This window comes from Prevotella sp. P4-51, assembly GCF_002251455.1.
Lineage (GTDB): Bacteria > Bacteroidota > Bacteroidia > Bacteroidales > Bacteroidaceae > Prevotella.
The window spans coordinates 59,061-79,787 of sequence record NZ_NPJM01000059.1; the positions used below are offsets into that span (position 1 = coordinate 59,061).

Annotated in this window: 19 protein-coding genes; all 19 read right to left on the minus strand. The window is 55.2% G+C overall.

The window, feature by feature from the left end; genetic code table 11:
• Positions 1 to 15 precede the first annotated feature (15 nt).
• Positions 16 to 255: an ATP synthase F0 subunit C gene (locus CIK94_RS09605; RefSeq protein ID WP_022311577.1), complete on the minus strand. Its 240-nt coding sequence runs from the start codon at positions 253 to 255 to the stop codon at positions 16 to 18.
• Positions 256 to 329: 74 nt separating this feature from the next.
• Complete coding sequence (atpB, locus tag CIK94_RS09610) at positions 330 to 1,373, minus strand: F0F1 ATP synthase subunit A (protein WP_094422968.1); 1,044 nt, start codon at positions 1,371 to 1,373, stop codon at positions 330 to 332.
• Positions 1,374 to 1,394: 21 nt separating this feature from the next.
• Positions 1,395 to 1,820, minus strand: a complete 426-nt coding sequence (locus CIK94_RS09615) for a hypothetical protein (RefSeq protein WP_022311579.1) — start codon at positions 1,818 to 1,820, stop codon at positions 1,395 to 1,397.
• Positions 1,821 to 1,838: 18 nt separating this feature from the next.
• Positions 1,839 to 2,081 carry an ATP synthase F1 subunit epsilon gene (gene atpC / locus CIK94_RS09620; RefSeq protein WP_022311580.1) on the minus strand — a complete coding sequence of 81 codons (243 nt, stop codon included), beginning with the start codon at positions 2,079 to 2,081 and terminating at the stop codon, positions 1,839 to 1,841.
• Positions 2,082 to 2,106: 25 nt separating this feature from the next.
• Complete coding sequence (atpD, locus tag CIK94_RS09625) at positions 2,107 to 3,633, minus strand: F0F1 ATP synthase subunit beta (protein ID WP_022311581.1); 1,527 nt, start codon at positions 3,631 to 3,633, stop codon at positions 2,107 to 2,109.
• 35 nt (positions 3,634 to 3,668) lie between these two features.
• Positions 3,669 to 4,646, minus strand: a complete 978-nt coding sequence (pfkA, locus tag CIK94_RS09630; protein ID WP_022311582.1) for a 6-phosphofructokinase — start codon at positions 4,644 to 4,646, stop codon at positions 3,669 to 3,671.
• 27 nt (positions 4,647 to 4,673) lie between these two features.
• On the minus strand, positions 4,674 to 6,017 hold the full coding sequence (locus CIK94_RS09635) for an SLC13 family permease (protein ID WP_094385094.1): 1,344 nt from the start codon (positions 6,015 to 6,017) through the stop codon (positions 4,674 to 4,676).
• A gap of 160 nt (positions 6,018 to 6,177) precedes the next feature.
• Positions 6,178 to 7,167 (minus strand): glycosyltransferase family 2 protein, encoded by a 990-nt coding sequence (locus CIK94_RS09640; protein WP_094422857.1) that lies wholly within the window; start codon positions 7,165 to 7,167, stop codon positions 6,178 to 6,180.
• A complete protein-coding gene (locus tag CIK94_RS09645; protein ID WP_094422859.1) occupies positions 7,167 to 8,630 on the minus strand; it encodes an oligosaccharide flippase family protein in 1,464 nt (487 codons plus the stop codon). The genes CIK94_RS09640 and CIK94_RS09645 overlap by 1 nt, the downstream gene beginning before the upstream one ends.
• Before the next feature lie 152 nt (positions 8,631 to 8,782).
• Positions 8,783 to 9,004 (minus strand): hypothetical protein, encoded by a 222-nt coding sequence (locus CIK94_RS09650; RefSeq protein WP_144007776.1) that lies wholly within the window; start codon positions 9,002 to 9,004, stop codon positions 8,783 to 8,785.
• Positions 9,005 to 9,143: 139 nt separating this feature from the next.
• Complete coding sequence (gene queG / locus CIK94_RS09655) at positions 9,144 to 10,073, minus strand: tRNA epoxyqueuosine(34) reductase QueG (RefSeq protein ID WP_094422863.1); 930 nt, start codon at positions 10,071 to 10,073, stop codon at positions 9,144 to 9,146.
• Positions 10,051 to 10,662: a polysaccharide deacetylase family protein gene (locus CIK94_RS09660; RefSeq protein WP_094385086.1), complete on the minus strand. Its 612-nt coding sequence runs from the start codon at positions 10,660 to 10,662 to the stop codon at positions 10,051 to 10,053. The genes queG and CIK94_RS09660 overlap by 23 nt, the downstream gene beginning before the upstream one ends.
• Before the next feature lie 2 nt (positions 10,663 to 10,664).
• A complete protein-coding gene (locus CIK94_RS09665; protein WP_094385083.1) occupies positions 10,665 to 13,997 on the minus strand; it encodes a protein O-mannosyl-transferase family in 3,333 nt (1,110 codons plus the stop codon).
• A 158-nt stretch (positions 13,998 to 14,155) separates the two neighbouring features.
• Positions 14,156 to 14,857, minus strand: coding sequence for a metal ABC transporter ATP-binding protein (locus CIK94_RS09670; RefSeq protein ID WP_094422865.1), 702 nt, complete (start codon positions 14,855 to 14,857; stop codon positions 14,156 to 14,158).
• Between the two features lie 40 nt (positions 14,858 to 14,897).
• Complete coding sequence (locus CIK94_RS09675; protein ID WP_254046189.1) at positions 14,898 to 15,671, minus strand: metal ABC transporter solute-binding protein, Zn/Mn family; 774 nt, start codon at positions 15,669 to 15,671, stop codon at positions 14,898 to 14,900.
• 66 nt (positions 15,672 to 15,737) lie between these two features.
• Positions 15,738 to 16,172: a YqaA family protein gene (locus CIK94_RS09680; RefSeq protein ID WP_094385079.1), complete on the minus strand. Its 435-nt coding sequence runs from the start codon at positions 16,170 to 16,172 to the stop codon at positions 15,738 to 15,740.
• A complete protein-coding gene (locus tag CIK94_RS09685) occupies positions 16,166 to 17,089 on the minus strand; it encodes a hypothetical protein (RefSeq protein WP_094388036.1) in 924 nt (307 codons plus the stop codon). The genes CIK94_RS09680 and CIK94_RS09685 overlap by 7 nt, the downstream gene beginning before the upstream one ends.
• Before the next feature lie 62 nt (positions 17,090 to 17,151).
• A complete protein-coding gene (gene purD, locus CIK94_RS09690; protein ID WP_094385075.1) occupies positions 17,152 to 18,423 on the minus strand; it encodes a phosphoribosylamine--glycine ligase in 1,272 nt (423 codons plus the stop codon).
• A 29-nt stretch (positions 18,424 to 18,452) separates the two neighbouring features.
• Positions 18,453 to 20,699: a DPP IV N-terminal domain-containing protein gene (locus CIK94_RS09695; RefSeq protein WP_094422867.1), complete on the minus strand. Its 2,247-nt coding sequence runs from the start codon at positions 20,697 to 20,699 to the stop codon at positions 18,453 to 18,455.
• Positions 20,700 to 20,727: the final 28 nt, after the last annotated feature.

Below are 20,727 nucleotides of genomic sequence, written 5' to 3' on the forward strand. Positions count from 1 at the left end.
ACTCTGTCCTTTCTATTAGTGGATAAGAAACGCACAGGCTGCAATGGCGAAAAGCGCACAACCCTCTACGAAAGCAGAAGTAAGAATCATGTTGGTCATAATCTTACCTGAAGCCTCGGGCTGACGTGCGATAGCGTCCATAGCCTGACCGCCAATCTTACCGATACCAATTCCTGCACCAATAACTGAAATACCAGCACCAATACCGCAGCCCAGCTGTGCCAGACCCTCGGCCAATAAAGTTGAAATAATCATAGTTGTAATGTTTATTAGTTGTTAATTGTTTTGTTAATATTCTCTTGTTCTATACATTATTATATATACATGTTCTATTCGGCCTCTTCTTCCTTGTGGGCGAGCCCTATGAAGACAGCGCTCAGCAGAGTGAAGACGTAGGCCTGTACGAAGGCAACCAGAAGCTCCAGACAGTTCATGAAGAGGAGCATCAGGACGCTGAAGATGTTAAGTCCGATACCGAAGCCCACGCCCATTGTCCATCCCAGGAATATCACGCAGGTGAAGCTGAGTATCACGGCGTGACCTGCCATCATGTTGGCGAAGAGACGAATCATCAGGGCAAACGGCTTGGTAAATACGCCGAAAATCTCGATGATGGGCATCAATGGAATGGCCTTCAGGAAGATTGGCACATTGGGCCACAATATGTCTTTCCAATACTCCTTGTTGCCAAAGAGGTTGATGGCCAGCATCGTGCATACCGCCAGGAAGAGGGTGATATTGATATTGCCTGTCACGTTGACACCGCCGGGGAAGAAGGGCACCAGTCCCACGAGGTTACAGGTCAGGATGAAGAAGAAGGCGCTGAGCAGATATGGCGCAAAGCGCTTGTACTCCTTTTCTCCTATCGACGACTTCACCACATCATCATGTATGGTCATCACGATGAGCTCCATCGCCCCTACAAATCCCTTCGGCGCCTCGCTAAGGGTATCATGACGACGATACCAACGAGCGCAACAGGTGAAAATCACTATCAGGACAACCACGGCTATCCATATCTGCAGCACCACCTTGGTAATGCTCAAATCCAGAGGGCGCTCGGTGGTCCCGTCGGGCATCTTCTCATAAATCTTGCCATGATGGGTGGCATCAAAGAAGAATGGCGCGGGCAGCGAGTGCTCGGTGCCAACAAACCACTCACCCGTGGCGCCGCTTCTGACGATGATGGGCAATGGAATACTGAGCGAACGCCCCTCGTAACTGGCTATGTGCCACTCATACGCATCAGAGAGGTGCTCCAATACGGTCTCGGGGATATCCAGCTTTTCTTCCTTGCCCCCCTCATTGGCCATAGTTGCCAGGGGGAGCATGACAAGCGCCAGCAGGAGGATGATTGTTCTAATCTGTTTCATATTCATCATATAAAATGTAATCTACGGTTTCTTTTCCGCATCTGTGTTATGCTTATGCGTAAAGAACAGCGTGTGGTGTAGAACAGCGCTGAGATAGAATGCGGCAAAGATGAGGACAAAGGTGAGCATATCGCCCTTGCCGGTCTTGCCGACGAGGAGGAAGTAGACAAACATCACGACCAGCGCCAGCATGAAGCGGCCACCCGAAATGGCCAGAAACACGGAGGGCAGACTGTCGGGAGCCTCGGTAGCCACCTTGCGCCACGCCGTGACCGCCCCTATCTCGACAAAGAGTGCATAGACGGCACTCACGATGAGAGGTAGCGTCACCGAGGGATAGCTCATGGCGAGAACCAAGGTCAGGAAGAACAATACTGCCATAAGTGTCACTCCCTGGCGTATGTACTTCCAGTAGCGGATGTCTATCTCGTTCTTTTGAGTTTCCATTTGTATTCTATTTCAGTATTATACTTCTACGCACAGACTAATCTCATTCTTCTGAACTTCTACAAAACCGCCCATAATGTTCAGTTGTGCCTTCTCGCCGCCTTTGGGGAGATAGGTCACCACGCCAGACTCAAGCGAAGAGATTAGCGGAGCATGGTCCACCAGTATCTCAAACGCGCCGAGGGTTCCGGGCACGGTAACGCTCTCCACCTCGCCGGTGAAAACCACTTTTTCAGGAGAAATTACCTTAAGTGTCAGCATATAGATACTTGTTATTAATCACATCTTATACATTAGCCGCAGCCAGGAGTTTCTTGGCCTTCTCCTTGGCATCCTCGATAGTTCCCACATTGAGGAACGCCTGCTCGGGCAGGTCATCTACCTCGCCATTAAGGATGGCATTGAAACCCTTGATGGTCTCTTCGATGGGCACCATCACGCCTGGCAGACCGGTAAACTGCTCTGCCACAGCGAAGGGTTGTGAGAGGAAGCGCTGTACACGACGGGCGCGGTTAACGGTGAGCTTGTCTTCATCGGAAAGCTCGTCCATACCGAGGATGGCGATGATATCCTGCAACTCGTTATAACGCTGAAGCAACTGCTTTACACGCTGTGCGCAGTCATAGTGTTCCTTGCCCACAATCAGCGGGTCGAGGATACGCGAGGTACTGCCCAGCGGGTCAACGGCGGGATAGATACCCAGCTCGGCTATCTTACGCGACAGCTCGGTTGTAGCATCGAGGTGAGAGAAAGTAGTGGCTGGAGCGGGGTCGGTCAAGTCATCGGCAGGCACATAGACGGCCTGTACAGAGGTGATAGAACCGTTCTTGGTCGATGTAATGCGTTCCTGCATCGCACCCATTTCGCTTGCCAGCGTAGGCTGATAGCCCACTGCCGAAGGCATACGGCCCAAGAGAGCCGAAACCTCAGAACCTGCCTGAGTAAAGCGGAAGATGTTGTCGATGAAGAACATGATGTCGGCAGCTTCGCCGTCCTTGCCACCATGGTCGCGGAACTCTTCGGCCACAGTAAGACCTGAGAGAGCCACAGAGGCACGTGCCCCAGGCGGCTCGTTCATCTGTCCATAGACAAGGGTAGCCTGACTCTTTGCCAGCTCTTCCTTGTCAACCAGAGAGAGGTCCCATTTGCCCTCTTCCATGGCCTTGTTGAAGGCTTCTCCATACTTGATCACACCACTTTCGAGCATATCGCGCAGCAGGTCATTACCCTCACGCGTACGCTCTCCCACTCCGGCAAACACAGAGTATCCGTTGTGTCCTTTGGCGATGTTGTTGATAAGCTCCATGATAAGCACTGTCTTACCTACACCGGCACCTCCGAAGAGTCCGATTTTACCACCCTTCATGTAGGGTTCGAGCAGGTCGATAACCTTGATACCGGTAGCCAGCATCTCTTTGTGGGTAGACAGTTCGTCAAACTTCGGAGCCTCGCGGTGTATAGGATAAGCGCCCTGCATATCGAGCTTCTCCATACCGTCGATAGGCTTACCGATAACATTCATCATACGGCCCTTGATCTGATCGCCGGCAGGCATGGTGATAGGACTTCCCGTAGCCACGACATCCAAGCCGCGCTGCAGTCCGTCGGTATTGTCCATAGCCACACAGCGTACAGTATCTTCACCGATATGTTGCTGGACCTCGATGATGAGGTCTTCACCATTGGGGCGTTTCACTGTGAGCGCCTCATAAATCTTTGGGAGCACCTTCTCCGGATCCTCGCCGTGGGTATCGAAGTATACGTCGATAACCGGGCCGATAATCTGTGAGATGCGTCCATTTATCTGTGACATAAGCTGATTGTGTTAATATGTTCTACATTATTATATTATATACTCAATTCGTCGAGCACCTTGATGAGCGACTTGTCGAAAGGCTTGTCAGAGCGGATGGCTTCCGACAGCGGCACATAGACAATCTCATTGTTGCGCACGCCAACCATCACGTTGCGCTGACCCTGCATGATAGCCTGGATGGCGCCCACACCGGTACGCGAAGCGAGGATACGGTCGTGGGCAGAGGGGCGACCGCCACGCTGCAGATGGCCGAGGATGGAAACGCGCACATCATACTGGGGGAACTCGTTGCGCACACGCTCGGCATAGTAGAGGGCACCACACTTGGGACTCTCAGAGACGATGACGATGCACGAACGCTTTGACTTGCGGATACCACGCTCCATGAACTGTGCCAACTGGTCTACGTCGGTAGAGTCTTCAGGGATGATGGCAGCCTCGGCTCCCGAGGCGATGGCGCTGTTCTGTGCTAGGAAGCCGGCATCGCGTCCCATAACCTCGATGAAGAAGATGCGCTCATGGCTTTGCGCTGTGTCGCGGATGCGGTCCACGCACTCTACGATGGTGTTCATCGTGGTGTCGTAACCTATAGTCGAGTCGGTGCCGTAGAGGTCGTTGTCGATGGTACCGGGCAGACCCACACAGCACACATCGTATGCGCGTGCAAAATCCATAGCGCCGGTGAGCGAACCGTTACCGCCTATCACCACCAGGGCGTCGATGCCCTCTTTCTGCAGGGTCTCATAGGCCTTGGCTTTGCCTTCGGGAGTCATGAATTCCTTGGAGCGGGCAGTTTTGAGTATCGTACCGCCCGACATGATGATACCACTCACGTTCTCGGTAGTGAAGTCAACCACCTCGTCATTGATGAGTCCATCATAACCACGATAGATACCTTTGATATTAAAACCGTTACAGATACCCGAACGGGTTACCGCTCTGATGGCGGCGTTCATTCCGGGGGCGTCGCCTCCGGATGTAAGGATTCCGATTGTTTTAATTTTTGCCATAATCTATATTGTTGTTTCTATTTCGTTCTACATCACTATCATGACCGCCAGACCCAAGGCTGCGCCTACGAAGGCTTTCCAGCCTACATTGGAGATATACCACCCCACCCTGGCGTTCTCGGTCTTGAGGAATGCCACTCCGCTCAGCGACCCCACACAGAGGATGTTGCCACCCACGGCGGTCGAATAGGCTATCATGCTCCAATAGTCTGAGTTGAGCCCGTTGCTCTTGCCGATGGTGAAGAAGGTAAGTGCCGAAGTGAAGCTGTCGAGCACCGTGCTCAGCGCCGCAGCCAGCGTGCCAGCCACCCAGGTGGCTCCCACGTAGTTGTCGAGCTGTGCCACGAGCCAGCCCACGGCTCCCGTCTCCTGTACCACGCCCACTGCCAGCATGATACCCATGATGTAGAGCATCATCTGTATCACTCCATACTGCAGCACACGAGGCACACGACGCTGCATCATCTCGTCAGTGTCTATCAGACGCCTGTTGAAGATTTCATTGACTACCCACAGCACCGCCAGCACGCAGAAGGCGCCGAGGAAAGGGCTCAGTTTGGTGATACGGTGGAAGGTGGGGATAAACCACAGACCGCCGATACCCACAAAGAGCATCAGCAGCCGCTGCCATATATTCAGACGGGTGTCGTCGCCACGATAGGGCATCGTCACCCATTCGGTATCAGTCGTTTCGGGCAGGCTTCTGCCTATCCACCAGGTGGGCAGCAGCCAAGCCGTGAGGCAGGGCAGCGCCATCGCCGACGAATAGGCTGTGGGGGTGACATGGCCCATGTTCCAGAGGAAGAGACCTGTGGGGTCGCCGATTACGGTGAGTGCTCCGCCACAGTTGGCTGCCAGCACTATGGCCGCGCCGAAATAGAGGCGCATGCGCAACTGGGGCACCACCCTGCGCATCACCGTCAGCATCATCACCGTGGTGGTGAGGTTGTCCAGGTTGGCTGAAATGATGAAGGTGGTTATCGACAGTGCCCACAACAGTCGGCGGCTGCGACGGGTCTTCAGCAACTGGGAGACGAAGTCGAAGCAACCATTATTGTGGAGTATCTCTACAATGGTCATCGTGGCCAGCAGAAAGAGCACTATCTCTGCTCCGCGGCCAACGTATTTGAGAAAGACATCCTGGGCGATATACTCCTTGACAACACTGCTTGTGGGAACGGCGCCACTCAAGAAATCGAAATAATCATTAGGGTGCTGACTCATCACGAAGTCGGTGCCGTAGCAGATGTACAATATCCAACCCACCGTTCCTGCAAATACAGCAACAGCAGCCTTATTGACTTTTGTCAGGAGCTCCGTGGCAATTAGCACATAGGCGATTAGCAATATGACAACTATTACGAGTGTCATTTCTCAGATCATTTCCACTGCAAAGATAACCATTTATAATCAAGAAACGCCCTGAGTAGCGGCATTTTTTGGTAGAGGTTAACTTTTTTTTCATTAAGACACACACTTTTTGTGACAAATGGTAAGTTCGCCCCTGTCTCCATGCCCGGCAGAGCAGCTGTCAGAGCCGTCGCAGCCAGCGTTTGAGCGTGAAATAGAGTTCTTCCTGAAGGCAGAAGAGACGCCACGAGGGGCGCAGGGGCATATAACCCAGTTTCCACTTGTTGCGGGGCTCCAGTGTGGTGGTATCTATGGTCTTCCACACGCGCTTCATCTCTGCCCGAGCAGCCCTACGGTCATGGGGAGTCATATGCTGGCGGTGGATGAAATAGAAGCGCCAGCAGTCGACGAGCACCAGCCAGCGCTGGTTCTCATAGCGGCGCAGCACGTCGTCGCCTACGGCCAGGTCTATCAGCTGTCGGCGCATGCTCTCGTTGGCGCGCAGATAGTCAAAGTGACGGAGGCCTGCCTTGTGGGTCACCGACGCCTCGTGCTGACGGTAGTAGTAGAGCCCGCCACAGGGTCTCACCTCGCGCGAGATGTAGTAGTGCAGCCGGGTGGTATTGTCGTCGCTATAGGCGCGGCAACTGTCGTCGTAGGGATAGCGGTCGTAGAGGGCGCGGCGCGCCATATAGACTCCGTGGATGGCCCACGACAGACTCTCACTGAAGGCTTCGTAGCCGCTCATCACCTCAAACTGCGGCAGGGGGATGCGCTGCTGATGTTGGTCGTCAAACCACTGCACCACATCAAAGAGCACGCAGTCGGTATGCGCATGGCGGCTGAACACATCGACAGCCTGTCTCAGGGCGTCACGATCGTACCAGTCGTCGGCATCGAGGAAGCAGATATAGTCGCCCTGCGCCAACTTCAGCGCCTGGTTGCGGGCATAGGCCTGGCCGTGGTTTTCGTCGAGTCGCAGGGTGCGGATAGTGTCATAGCGGGCGGCATAGTCAGCCAGCACCTCGGGCGTGGTGTCGGTCGAAGCGTCATCGGCCACTATCACCTCTACCCCATCGAGTGTCTGCGCCATAAGCGAGTCGAGACACTGGGGCAGAAAGGCGGCGCCGTTGTACACAGCCACGATTACGGAGCATACAGGTCTGACCATCACTGCCGTCCTCCCTGATTGTGGTCCTGACGGTTGCGGCGGCGCAAGAGCCAGAGCGAGACGACAAGACTGGCGAGGGCCAGCGCTATGGCGGCCACCCAGTAGACCCACCCCGTGGCGAGAGTCACCACGGCATAGGCGGCAATGACTGCCGGCAGCTGCATAGCCACACATACAGCCACCCGACCATCGGGACGGTAGCCGTAGCGCCAACGGTTGTAGGCCATCAGCAGCACGGTGTCGAGCACGGCACCGATGAGCAGCGCCACACCGGTACCGGTGAGACCCCAGCAGCCAAAGCAGACATACATCAAGGGCAGTATCATCACCACATAGACGCCCTCCATAAACATGAACGACCGCGAGTCGCCTCTTCCCAAGGGGATATAGGCGACGGGCAGTTTGACTGCGCGCAGGAAAAGGGCCATCACCGAGAACTGCATCATGCCAATCACGGGCAGAAACTTGCCGCTGAAGAGCAGGGGGAGCAGCACGGGCAGGGCGAACATCATCGCCACGAGCAGGGGCGCCATGATGAGCAGCGACACCTCTATCTGGCGGTTCACGCAGCTGTTGAGGGCAGCCCCCGTGCCGCCGACAGCAGAGAGGCGGGGATAGTAGTCGGTCTCCATGGCCGAGAACACCATGCCGCCATAGGTCATCGTCATCATGTAGCCTGCATTGTAGAGGCCCACGGTGTTGAGCGAGCCCGCCACATTGAGGAATGAGCGGATGGCAAACTCCATGCCGCTGCCCATCATGCCGGCTACGACAAACGAAAGCCCCAGTTTGAGCATGCCGTTGCCACGGCTGAGAAAGCGGCGGCTGAAGGAGAGGCACAGAGGGAAGAGACGGCATGAACGCCAGAGGGTCAGCACAGCCTGTATGAGGGCTGCAAGGAAGAGCGAGGGCACGATGGCAGTCTCGCCATAGAGGTAATAGAGGGGGATGGTGACCACCAGCACGGCAAAGACATTGTAGACCGAGATGCGAGCCAACGAGCCCAACTGTCTGACGGCCTTGAGCACTGCCATCTCGCCTCCGGTAAGTGCCATAAGCGCCACGGTGGGCGAGAGCAGCAGATAATGGAGGGTGTGGGCGCCCCAGTTGAAGGAGAAACTGTCGATAAACGGAGCTGCCATCACGCACACGAGCATACCCAGCAGCGCCACCATCACGCTCCAGGAGCGTATCAGGCACACGCTCTCTTCCAACCTGCGGCGGTCGTTGCTCTCATAAGCCTCGGCGATGGTCTTCACACCGCTCGTGGGCACACCCATGTTGGTAGAGTCGCCCACCAGCTTGAGGGTGGAGTTGAAGAGGGCGATAAGGCCCATGCCCCCGGGACCGAGGATTACCGCCACGAGCTTGTTGCGTATCATCGCCACCAGGATATTGAGTCCCTGGATGGTGCCAAACACGCTGGTGTATTTGAGGATATGCTTGTAGGATGTATGTTCCATATATCTGTCGGGAGCAGTCATGCCCGCCCCATTTCTCCACGGGCTCTTGGCCTGGCTGTGCGGGGCGCAAAGGGCGCAGGCTGAGCCTCGAAGCGGCTGACTTGTTTGTACTTGTATGACTATATCATATAAACGCAGAATATGCCGATTTATTATGAAGACGGCGCACTTAATGTGGGCGCCAAGGCATCGCTGCGGCGAGAGTGAGCCACGACAGACGCCCATCGCGCCACTCTGCCCAGCCCATCAGGGGTTGCCCTCTGACTGGTGCTCACCGTCACCATCATGCGGTCGATGACGGCATAAAACCAGGAGATGGCGAAAATCCTGATTTCGTGGTTTGATTTCTGTATTTCCCACTCTGATTTGCACATTGCAAAGTTTGATTTCACCATTTCACGCTTCGCATCCAACTTTTATGCCATCTCGGCGCAGATGGGCACGGGCGCCATCGGGACGGCGCCAGACAGGAGGATATCAGGCATGAACGGGGAAACAGGGTGGATGGCGAGGTCAGTCGTCGGCAGTGGCTGCGGCGATATTGCGGATGATGCCGGCATACTTGGCGCGCTTCACGGCGCTGCCCTTGAAGAGCCGGCGATAGTCGTCTTCGGTCAGCTGCTGCCAGTCTGCGGTGGTCATCGCCATCAACTCTTGTGAGGGCTGGAACTCGGGCACATCAGTGGGCTGCGCGAAACGGTTCCAGGGGCAGGCTTGCTGGCAGCGGTCGCAGCCATAGAAGCAGTTGCCGAGCGCACGGGATGCCTCGTCGGAGAGGGGACCACAGTTTTCGATGGTCTGATAACTGAGACAGCGGCAGGCGTCCATCGTGGCCTCGCCGTCGTCGTCGAGATGGATGGCGTGGGTAGGACAAGCCTGCAGACAACGGTCGCAGGTGCCACAACGTGAGGCCATGGGCTCGTCGTAGTCGAGGAGAATGTCGAGGAATATCTCTCCGAGGAAGAACTGGCTGCCGGCGTGGGGGATGATGAGTTGCTGGTTGCGGCCTATCCATCCTATCCCACTCTGCTGCGCCCAATACTGCTCGAGCACAGGGGCTGTGTCGACAAAGCACCGGTAGCCCCCGGTGATACCAAGACGGGCTACAAGGAGCTGCATGCGCTGGCGCATCACATCGTGATAGTCTTTGCCAAGCGCGTAGGCAGCCAGATGAAGCTCGTCGCGAGGCACCTCGACAGCAGGGGCATAGGGCAACGCCAGACTCACAATGCTCTGCACGCCAGGGACAAGCAACCGTGGGTCGAGGCGCAGGTCGACATGGCGGTACATATACTCCATATCGGCGAAAGTGCGACTGCTCACGCGGCGAAGGAAGCGGCGGGCGTAGCCATCGTCGACGGGGCGCGCCTGGGCTATGCCACAAGCAAAAAAGCCGAGACTGCGGGCCTCGGCTTTTAACTTATTTGAAAACTCGGAATTCATATCCTTGTTCTTTTAACCATCTCAGAGCTTCGGGCAAGGCATAATGCAACTTGTCGATGCTCTTGAGCGAATCGTGAAAGGTAATGATAGACCCGTTGCGGGTATATCGCTTTACATTGTTGAGCACGTCCTCGGCTGTTATCCACTTGGAATAGTCGCGGGTGACGACATCCCACATGATGATGCGATACTTGCGGTTTACCCACCAATAGACCGTGGGGCGCATCCAGCCGTGGGGCGGCCTGAAGAGATGGGCGTGGATGAGCTCGTTGGCCTTGATGACATTGAGGGCATAGGTAATGCTCATGTGCTTGAACGAACCCAGGTGGTTGAAGGTGTGGTTGCCCACCTGGTGGCCCTCCTCAACGATGCGGTTGTACAGGTCATGGTGTCGCAACACGTTCTCACCCACCATAAAGAAAGTGGCGCGCACTCCGAACTCCCTCAGCGTGTCGAGAATAAAGGGTGTAGTCTCCGGGAGAGGGCCGTCGTCGAACGTGAGATAGACGGCCTTCTCGTGAGAGTTCATTCTCCACACGGCTTTAGGGTAAAGCCAGCGCAGAAACGTAGAGGGTTGCTCGATAAACATGACTATCCTTCGGCATTAGGGTCAACACCACCACGGTTGCGGTAGATGGTGTAGAGCACGTTGAGCTGACGGAGCTGCTCCTTGGCGAGCTTGCTGTCCACGAGTTCGGTCACATCGACTATCTGCTGCATGATATAGAGCTGGGTGAGACACTCGTTGTAGTACTGGTGGAAGTTGGCGTCGTTGAGGGTGACATACCACGACATGTACTGGGTGGCGTCGCGCCAGAGGTCGTTGATAATCTTCTTGGCCTTCGCCTTGGCACCGAGGAGGGCATACGCCCTGGCGATGTCGCCGCCTCCGCCGATATAGCGCAGGGGCAGGTTGTAGGTGGGAAGACACTTCTCGGCCTTGGCAAGCACCTTTGCTGCCTTGTCGGTCTTGCCCTCGGTGATAAGTTTGAGCGCAAGGGTAGCCATAAGCTGTCGATGGGTGTAGCACATGCGGCGAACTGTCTCGTCGAGATAGATGCCGGGCTTCTCGAGACCGCCAAACTTGTAGCGGTTCATTACATTATTATATGTAGTCTCGGTGTCGAAGTTGTTGCCGTCCTTGGTGGTGAATGGAGAGATACGATAAGCCAAGCCCTCCTGGATGAAGTTGTCGCCAAGGTTCATGTAGTTGTCTTCGCCCACGGTCATGGCGACATAGATAGGACGTGTCCACTGGCTGTTGGCCACCATCTCGAGCATCATGAGGTCGTTCTTGTAGAGCGCGCGCTTGCCCTTGAGCGAGATGACCATCCGGTCGGGGATAGAGTCAGAGACCATCATCATACCGCTACGGCGCACGGCGTCCTTGTCGATGGTGACATAGACGGTGTCGGTGGGGATGACATGGGTGGTGGGGTCGTTGCTCAGAACCCAATGCTGCATGATGTTCTTCAGCTCGAAGGGGTTCTCGCCGAAGGTCTTGACAGCCTCTTCCTTGTCCTGCTCATAGAACTTAAGCACCTGCTCCTTGAGCTCGGGACGCACTTCGACATAGTCGTTGGTACCGATACAGTACTGGAGACGGTTCCAGGTGATGGGGAGTGAAGGAGAGGTGTAGGCGGGACGGCGCATCTGGTCGATATACCAGTCGGTAGCAAGATAACTGAGGTTGCAGACGCGCGCATCGGTACGCACGCCCTCTACATCCTGGTTGTACCAGAGTGGGAAGGTATCGTTGTCACCATTGGTGAAGATGATGGGGTTGCCCTTGTCCTGCAGGGTGTTGAGGTAGTTCTGTCCGAAGTCGCGGCAGGTGTATCGGCCACTGCGGTCGTGGTCGTCCCAGGTCTGGCTGGCCATCTGCACGGGGATGAGCAGACACACGGCACCTACAACGCTGCTGATGATGACGCTCTCCTTCTTGAAGCGGCGCGCAATCATGTCGATGATGGCAGCGACGCCCATACCACACCAGATGGCGAAGGCATAGAACGAGCCGGCATAAGCATAGTCGCGCTCTCGGGGCTGTCCGGGAGTCTGGTTGAGATAGATGACGATGGCGAGACCGGTCATGAAGAACAGGAATGCCACTACCCAGAACTGGCGCTCGCCCCGGCGTCCGCGGAAGAGCTGCCAGAAGAGTCCGATGATACCGATAAGGAGAGGCAGACAGTAGAATACGTTGTGTCCCTTATTGTTCTTCAGGTCGTCGGGCAGGTTGTCCTGATTGCCGAGACGCCAGTTGTCAAACCATTTGAAACCAGTAATCCAGTTACCCTTCTCCAGAGCGCCGTGGCCCTGAATATCGTTCTGACGACCGGCAAAGTTCCACATGAAATAACGCCAATACATGAAGTTGCACTGGTAAGAAAAGAAGAACTTGAGGTTATCCCACTGCGAGGGGACCTTAACCTGCACGGGTTGGCCACAGCGGTCGTAGTTGACGATATCGCCCTGAACGCCACCCATCCAGTCTTCATACTCCTGGGCATGGGCACGGTCGTGCATACGTGGGAAAACCATATTCTGGGCATAGACATAGCGGTCTTTGGTATTGACAATGAAGTAAGAGTCCTTCTCGTCTTCACTGCTCTTCTCCTTACGGCTGTAGATGGGCGCGCCCGTCTTCATACGAGGCACACACATGCCGTCTTTCTCATCGAGGGCCACCTCAGAGGTGTAAGCCTGGCCGTAGAGCAGCGGGCTGTCGCCATACTGGTCGCGGCTGAGATAGCTGCCGAGGGTGAAGATGTCCTCGGGAGAGTTCTGGTCCATAGGAGGATTGGCTGCCGAGCGGATGACGATGAGCGCGTAGCTCGAGTAGCCTATCATGAGCATCAGCATGCAGAGCAGCGCGGTGTTCTTGATACGCGATGACACGAGATGCACGGCCTTGCCGGCACTGCCCTTACGCTTGTAGTTGAGCACGAACCACAGGATGGCGAGCACGATGGCTCCGGTCACGGCTGCCTTGATGCCGAAACCGTAGAAGGGGATGCCCAACAATGCCACAGAGAGCAGGAATGCCACATTCTGGAGCTTGGGGTGACGGTTGGTATAGGTCTCGTAGATGGCCCATATCACGGTGCCCACAAGGAGTATCAGATAGATAATCTCGCCGGTATTGAACGGACAGCCAAGCACGTTGACAAACAGCAACTCAAACCATCCGCCCACGGTGATGATGCCAGGCACGACACCGTAAAGCACTGCTGCCACCAGGACAAACGAGATGGCGAGGGCAATAAGCGAACCCTTGAGCTCGACATTGGGGAACTTGCGGTAGGTGAACACCAGCACGATGGCGGGAATACACAGCAGGTTGAGCAGGTGTACGCCGATGCTCAAGCCGGTCATATAGGTTATCAGTACAAGCCAACGGTCGGAGTGGGGCTCATCGGCGTGGTCTTCCCACTTGAGGATAAGCCAGAACACAATGGCGGTGAAGGCGGAAGAATAAGCGTAGACCTCGCCCTCGACTGCAGAGAACCAGAAGGTATCACTGAAGGTATAGATAAGCGCACCTACCAGACCAGATGCCTCGATGGCTATCATGCGGCTGGTGGTCATATTGCTCCAGTCCTTGATTATCAGCCTGCGCGTAAGGTGGGTGATACTCCAGAAAAGGAAGAGAATGGTGGTGGCGCTGAGCAGCGCACTCATGGTGTTGACCATGCGGGCCACCATAGACGGGTCGCTTACAAACTGGGTGAAGAGGTTGGCGGTGAGCATGAAGAATGGTGCCCCAGGTGGATGGCCTATCTCCATCTTGTAGCCGGTGGTGATAAACTCCGGACAGTCCCAGAACGAGGCAGTCGGCTCAATGGTAGAACAATAGACTACAGCTGCCACAAGGAATGTAAACCAGCCGAGAATATTGTCCACAATTTTGTACTGTTTCATTGTTATTATGTAATTATTAATAATTTCGGGCCTATATATACTTGCAAAGTTACTGCTTTTCGTGCAAGAAAGTGCAGTAATGATAAAGAAAATGAAAAGGATGTGTTCTTTTTAATCAGTTTTTACATTTCCGCGTGACAGACATGGTCACAGATAGGTCAAATATTGAGGAAATGCTCTTCGATTCTCTCATGGGGCATCGAAACGGTATCGTGGTAGTGGAGAGTGTGGTTGACACACGCCACATGGCGGGCATTGTCAATCACGGTGGCAATGTCGTGGCTCACGATGACGATGGCGCAGGAGCGGTTGAGTTCGGCAAGGGTCTGGTACATCTGCTCCTGAAAGCGCTTGTCGATGTAGGTATTGGGCTCGTCAAGGATAAGCACCTCGGGGTTGGAGACGACAGCACGCGCAAGCAACACGCGCTGAAGCTGGCCACCAGAGAGCTGGCCTACATGACGACGGGCCAAGTCGCCGAGTTCAAGGCGGGAGAGGGTGTCGTCAATCTGGCGACGCTGATGGGCATCGAGGCGGCGCTGCCACCAGTGGCGGGTCTTCAGACCAGAGGCTACAATGTCGTAGACGGAGATGGGGAAATGACGGTCTATCTGACTGTACTGGGGGAGATAGCCTATGCCGAGGTGGTCGACAGCCTCGCCGTCGCGGAAGAAAGCCACGCGTCCGGCATCGGGTTTCTTGAGTCCGAGGATGACACGCATGAGCGTAGTCTTGCCACCGCCGTTGGGACCGATGACAGCCAGATAGTCGTGAGGGTAAATCTGGAGAGAGACATGCTCCAATACAGACTTGCCGTCATAACTGGCGCTGATGTTGTCGAGGGTGATAATGGGACTCATGGTTGTGGATGTGATAGCTGTGGATGATTGGGGCGAGCGGCTACTTCAACCGCTTGGCGGTGAGGAGCATCTCGTCTTCCCAGTTATAACTGAGGGGATTGATGGTGATGACCGTAGCGCCGGTCTCACGGGCTACGATGCGCGTATTGCGGTTGGCAAACTCCTTCTGGAGAAAGAGGCACTTCACCTGGTTGTCCTTGGCTACCTTGATGGTGGCCATCAACTGCGACACAGAGGGTTCGCGTCCTTCCTCTTCAATGGGTATCTGGCGCAGACGGTAGTCTCGGGCGAAATAAGTGAGTGATGGGTGGTAGACAAGGAAGGCTGTGGACTTGTCGCGGGTAATCTGCTCGCGGATATGGGTATCGAGGATGTTGATACGGCTGACGAGGTTCTCAAGGTTGGCCTTGAAGTAGAGGCTGTCCTTGGTGTCTACCGCCGCGAGGGCACGGTAGATGTTGCGGGCGATGATCACAGCGTTCTGGGTGCTCATCCAGGTGTGAGGGTCGGGATGTCCGTGCATGGTCGTGGCCATCTCTATCCCCTGGGAAGAGTCGATGACGATGGTATGGGGCGCGTTCTTCTCAAGTTTCTTCATCCAGGCACGCTCAAAGCCTATCTGCCCTACCTTAATATACATGTCGCTCTTGGAGAGGTCTATCATCTGGCGCGCGGTGGGCTCGTAGGTCTCGGGGTTGCTGCCCTTGGGCACCATCGACTTGACGACAAACCTGTCGCCGGCTATCTGCTCGGTGAAATAGCGCAAAGGCTCGATACTGACAATGATGGAGCGCGTGTCTTCAGCACTTTTCATGCTGCAAGAACCCAATAGCACTACGCCCGCAAGGAATAAAAGAGATGTAGGGATTCGCATAATATGTCATATTACTAATGAAGCGCCTGCGGCAAGGGCTATGTAGCGTATCAACTTGCCCAGGGTGATGCTGGTAAATGTAATGCAGAGATTGGCCTTCATCAATCCCAATGCCACGCTGATGGCGCTGCCCAATACAGGCAGAAACGAGAAGACGCCAAGCCATGCGCCGTGGCCGGAAAGGAACCTCTGCGCCCGTTCCACCTTCTCCTTCTTGATGTGGAGGTACTTCTCTATCCACTCCATCTTACCCATACGGCCTACGCCGTAATTGAACATGGAGCCAGCTACATTGCCTATCGTGGCATAGATAATCAGATAGACCGGATTAAGGCCTGCCGCCAGCAAGCCCAACATGATGGCTTCACTGGAGAAGGGGAAGACACTTCCAGCAAGGAACGAGGACAGCAGCATGCCCCAATAGCCGAAATCTATCAACATAATACTAAGTTGCAAAGGATTAACGCCACACTGGCGGCGGCGATGACAAGGAAAGTGACATTACTGGTTTTGGTGTGGCTGAGCGCCAGGAAATGGGCAATCAGCGGCGAGGTGTTGACGATGAGCAACGGGAGCAGCGCAGCATAGCTCTGGGGCTGCAGGACGATAAACACACTCAGCACAATCTGCATGATAACCAGGAACTCATAAATCATACGGGTGCTGATACGGTCATTGTAACTCGTATGGAGATAATGGCACATTCCCAGCACACCCATCAGCAGCACAAAGATGATGGTCAGGGTGACCATGAGCGGGAGGGAGGCGAAGCCGGCCAACGCGTCGACGCTCGCAATCGTCAGCAGATAGTCTGTATGCTCTGTCAGTCTGTGGGTATAGACCAGATAGCAACCCACAAGCCAATAAGGGAGCGTCAGCCCCATGAGTGACGCCAGCAGAGTGCGACTGCTGAAAGCCAGCATCTTGGTGGCGAGCAATATCCATAGCACCGGCAACAGCCAGAGCACACGCATCCATATCATGGAGACCACTCCCAGACAGACAAAGGCATAGAAGACAATGCCCGTGGCCTGCTTGTCCTGATAGGAATGGAAGAGGAGCGTGTAGAAGGTGGCAAACCCCAAAGCCGCGACGCCACTCTGGATGTGGGGGAACAGGAAGAGCGTCGTCATGCTGAACACGAGAAACGCACAGGAAACCATACGGCTATAGATGCGTATGAGGGCGTGATGGTTGTTCATCAGCACCATGAGGTAGGTGGCGAGTATGAGCATGCCGAACTCCGCCCACAGATTGTGGGTAAAGAGCCCGGCAGCCAGGTATACCGCCACGGCTACCACTGCCACGAAGGGCAGCGCATATCTGCTTTCGGCTAATCTGTTCTGTATCCGTTTCATTCGTTACTCTTGTCTGCTCCCTGCCGCAGGTCACGGCAGAGAGCCTGGGGGTTATGCTTGTGTCACTTGAGGTCCTGACCGATGTCGCTTCTGAAGTACTTGTCCTTGAACTGTATCTTCTGGGCTTCACCGAAACTCTTGCGGAGGGCTTCTTCACGGTCTTTGCCGTACGACGAGACAGCTATCACGCGGCCACCGGCAGTGACCACTTCGCCGTCTTTGACTGCCGTACCGCTATGGAAGACGATGCTGCCCTCCACGCTGTCGATACCGCTAATGGGATAACCTTTCTCGTAGTGCTCGGGGTATCCGCCGCTGACGAGCATGATGCATACGGCTGCGCGAGGATCAAACTCTATCTTGCGATCAGCCAGATTGCCCTCGGCAACACCCTCAAAGAGGTCCACGATGTCGCTCTTCAGCCTCAGCATGACGCTCTCGGTCTCGGGGTCACCCATACGGCAGTTGTATTCTATCACCATAGGCTCGCCATCGACATTGATGAGTCCGAAGAAGATGAAGCCTTTGTAGTCGATACCTTCCTCGGCGAGGCCATCGACTGTAGGACGGATGATGCGGTCTTCCACCTTCTTCATCCATGCCTCGGTGGCAAAGGGAACGGGCGTAACACTGCCCATACCGCCTGTATTCAGACCGGTATCACCCTCGCCGATACGCTTGTAGTCCTTGGCCTCGGGCAGGACCTTATAGTTCTTGCCGTCGGTAAGCACAAACACAGAGCACTCGATACCGCTGAGGAATTCTTCGATGACCACACGCGCAGAGGCATTACCGAACATACCGCCGAGCATCTCGCGCAGCTCTTTCTTGGCTTCGTCGAGCGTGGGGAGGATGAGCACACCCTTGCCGGCACAAAGTCCGTCGGCCTTGAGCACGTAGGGAGCCTTGAGGGTTTCGAGAAACTTCAAGCCTTCATCAAGGGTGGTACCGTCGAAGGTCTCGTAGCGTGCCGTGGGGATATTGTGGCGCTTCATAAACTGCTTGGCAAAGTCCTTGCTGCCCTCGAGCACGGCACCGGCCTTGGAGGGACCTATCACGGGCACACCGGCAGTACGCTCGTCGGCCTTGAAGTCGTCGTAGATGCCCTTGACCAGCGGGTCTTCGGGGCCTACCACAACCATATCCACACCGTTGTCGGCGACAAACTGCTTGAGCGACTCAAAATCATCGGCCTTGATAGCCACATTCTGCCCCACACCGGCCGTACCGGCGTTTCCGGGAGCGATAAAGAGGTTCTCCACTTTCTCGCTTTGAGCGATTTTCCAGGCCAAGGCGTGTTCGCGGCCGCCGCTTCCTAACAATAATATCTTCATGACTGTATATGAATTATAGGTTTATGTCTTTACTTGAGATAGTCAAAGAAGTACTGACTGATGCGCTCATGGAGATGGGTACTCTGATGACCGCGCATGTTGTGGGGTTCACCGGGATAGGCAAAGAAGTCGGGCTGGGTGCCGGCGGCGATACATGCCTTGAGGAAGGTGAGGCAGTGCTGAGGCACGACGGTAGGGTCGTTGTAGCCGGTGATAATCTGGAGCTTGCCCTTGAGGTCCTTGGCCTTGTAGAGCAGCGATGTCTTCTTGTAGCCTTCAGGGTTAGTCTGCGGGGTGTCCATGTAGCGCTCGCCATACATCACCTCGTACCAGTGCCAGTCGATGACGGGACCACCGGCCACGCCTACCTTGAACACGTCGGGGTAATTGGTCATCAGCGAGATGGTCATAAATCCGCCGAAGCTCCATCCGTGAACGCCGATTTTGTCTCCATCGACATAGGGAAGGCTCTTCAGATATTCCACACCTTTCATCTGGTCTTTCATCTCTTCCTGACCCAACTGGCGGAACGTAACCTGCTCAAAGGCTTTGCCACGATGCTCGCTGCCGCGATTGTCGAGGATGTAGAGCAGATAGCCCTTGTCGGCCATATATGTCTCCCAACTGCGGCTGCCATAGTGCCAGCTTGCTTCGACATTGTGGGCGTGGGGACCGCCATAGACATAGACGATGGCGGGATACTTCTTGGCGGGGTCGAAGCCTGTGGGCTTGACCATACGCCAGTAGAGGTCGGTGGTACCATCAGCTGCCTTCACCGTACCACAACTGTACTCGGGCACGCGATAACCCTTCCAGGGGTCGGGGGCAGAGAAGTAGTCGAGCTTCTTGCCGTTGTCTACATTGATGATGGCGATATTGCGAGGGGTGTCAGGTGTAGTGTAAGAGTCATAGAGGTACTGACCGTCACTGCTTATCTGGGCACTGTGCCAGCCCTCGCCATTGGCGTCGATGAGGGTGCGCTTGCCGGTAACACAGTCTACCATGAACACGTTCTTCTGGATAGGACTGAGGGCATTGCCGGTGATGATGACACTCTTGCGACGGGCGTTGAAGCCTACCACCTCAAACACTTCCCACTCGCCCTGGGTGAGGGGCTTGATGTCTACCGACTCGGTATTGCCAGCCATACGACTGCCATGCTTGCCGATGGAGCAGAGGTAGAGGTGGTTGTAACCGTCGCAACGGCTCTGCATGATAAAGGTGGAACTGTCCCAAGGCAGGAACATGATGGGGTTCTGCGGCTCTACGTATTTCTCGTCGGTCTCACGATAGAGCTCGCCGCTCTTTTCGCCTGTCTGTGCGTCGTAACAGGTGAGACGGCTGTCGTTCTGGTCGCGGTTGAGTTCAAACATATAGACCTTGCTGCCGTCGGCGCTCCAGGCGATGTTGGTGAAGTAGCGGTCAGTGGGGTCGCCGGCTTTGAGATAGACGGTTTTGCCGGTGTTGAGGTCAAAGACTCCCACGGTCACCTTGTGAGAAGTCTCGCCGGTCATGGGATACTTGTCGGGAGCGGCGGTGGCTATGCAGCTCTCGGTCTCGGGGTGGTTGAAGTTGATTTCAGGGATGTTGACCTGGGGATAGTCGGTCACCATCGACTGGTCCATGCGGTAGAAGGCCAAACGCGTACCGTCGGGACTCCAGAAGGTGCCCTTGTGTATGCCAAACTCATCGCGGTGTACGCTCTGTCCGTAGACGATGTTGCGCGAACCGTCGGCAGAGAGCTGCCACTCCTTCACGCCGCGCTGCACATAGAGGTTGTCGTCCTTGAGATATGCCACAGCCTCGCTGGCAGCACAGGTCTCGAGGATATCGCCATCTATCTGGCGCTCGCAGAGCAGTGCCTTCTTCTTGAAGTCAAAGGTGTATATCGTGTGTCCTTCGCGGATGACCACGATGCTCTTGTCGGCATAGGGGAACTGCGCGTTGTAGAGCGAGTGTACCTTGCGGCTCTTGGTGGGACCAGCCCACTGGTTTACCTCATTGATGGCAAAGAGACGGCGCTCCTTGCCGCTCTTCTTGTCTACGATGAAGCAGGCCTCGGCATCCTGACGCACCAGCTGGTTGCCCCACCAGGTGCACCAGCGGTTCTGCACACGCATGTTGTGGAAGTTTCTGCCGCCAAAGTTGATGTCTTCAAGGGTGAGTCCCTTGTCGCCTGTCTGCTCCTTGACCATACCTACCTGCTGTGCGGTCTGTGCCTGCACGCCCATTGATAACATTGCTGCCATAGCGATGAATGATGTCTTGATATTCATGACCTCTACCTTATTATATATATATTAT

Coding starts and splice junctions, on each gene's coding strand:
- CIK94_RS09675 (WP_254046189.1), bottom strand. CDS start 15,671: ATGAAAAGTGCTGAAGACACGCGCTCCATCATTGTCAGTATCGAGCCT.
- purD (WP_094385075.1), bottom strand. CDS start 18,423: ATGAAGATATTATTGTTAGGAAGCGGCGGCCGCGAACACGCCTTGGCC.
- CIK94_RS09660 (WP_094385086.1), bottom strand. CDS start 10,662: ATGTTTATCGAGCAACCCTCTACGTTTCTGCGCTGGCTTTACCCTAAA.
- CIK94_RS09685 (WP_094388036.1), bottom strand. CDS start 17,089: ATGAAACGGATACAGAACAGATTAGCCGAAAGCAGATATGCGCTGCCC.
- queG (WP_094422863.1), bottom strand. CDS start 10,073: ATGAATTCCGAGTTTTCAAATAAGTTAAAAGCCGAGGCCCGCAGTCTC.
- CIK94_RS09680 (WP_094385079.1), bottom strand. CDS start 16,172: ATGTTGATAGATTTCGGCTATTGGGGCATGCTGCTGTCCTCGTTCCTT.
- CIK94_RS09635 (WP_094385094.1), bottom strand. CDS start 6,017: ATGACACTCGTAATAGTTGTCATATTGCTAATCGCCTATGTGCTAATT.
- CIK94_RS09695 (WP_094422867.1), bottom strand. CDS start 20,699: ATGAATATCAAGACATCATTCATCGCTATGGCAGCAATGTTATCAATG.
- CIK94_RS09665 (WP_094385083.1), bottom strand. CDS start 13,997: ATGAAACAGTACAAAATTGTGGACAATATTCTCGGCTGGTTTACATTC.
- CIK94_RS09645 (WP_094422859.1), bottom strand. CDS start 8,630: ATGGAACATACATCCTACAAGCATATCCTCAAATACACCAGCGTGTTT.
- CIK94_RS09670 (WP_094422865.1), bottom strand. CDS start 14,857: ATGAGTCCCATTATCACCCTCGACAACATCAGCGCCAGTTATGACGGC.
- CIK94_RS09640 (WP_094422857.1), bottom strand. CDS start 7,167: ATGGTCAGACCTGTATGCTCCGTAATCGTGGCTGTGTACAACGGCGCC.
- atpD (WP_022311581.1), bottom strand. CDS start 3,633: ATGTCACAGATAAATGGACGCATCTCACAGATTATCGGCCCGGTTATC.
- CIK94_RS09650 (WP_144007776.1), bottom strand. CDS start 9,004: ATGTGCAAATCAGAGTGGGAAATACAGAAATCAAACCACGAAATCAGG.
- pfkA (WP_022311582.1), bottom strand. CDS start 4,646: ATGGCAAAAATTAAAACAATCGGAATCCTTACATCCGGAGGCGACGCC.
- CIK94_RS09605 (WP_022311577.1), bottom strand. CDS start 255: ATGATTATTTCAACTTTATTGGCCGAGGGTCTGGCACAGCTGGGCTGC.
- CIK94_RS09615 (WP_022311579.1), bottom strand. CDS start 1,820: ATGGAAACTCAAAAGAACGAGATAGACATCCGCTACTGGAAGTACATA.
- atpC (WP_022311580.1), bottom strand. CDS start 2,081: ATGCTGACACTTAAGGTAATTTCTCCTGAAAAAGTGGTTTTCACCGGC.
- atpB (WP_094422968.1), bottom strand. CDS start 1,373: ATGAAACAGATTAGAACAATCATCCTCCTGCTGGCGCTTGTCATGCTC.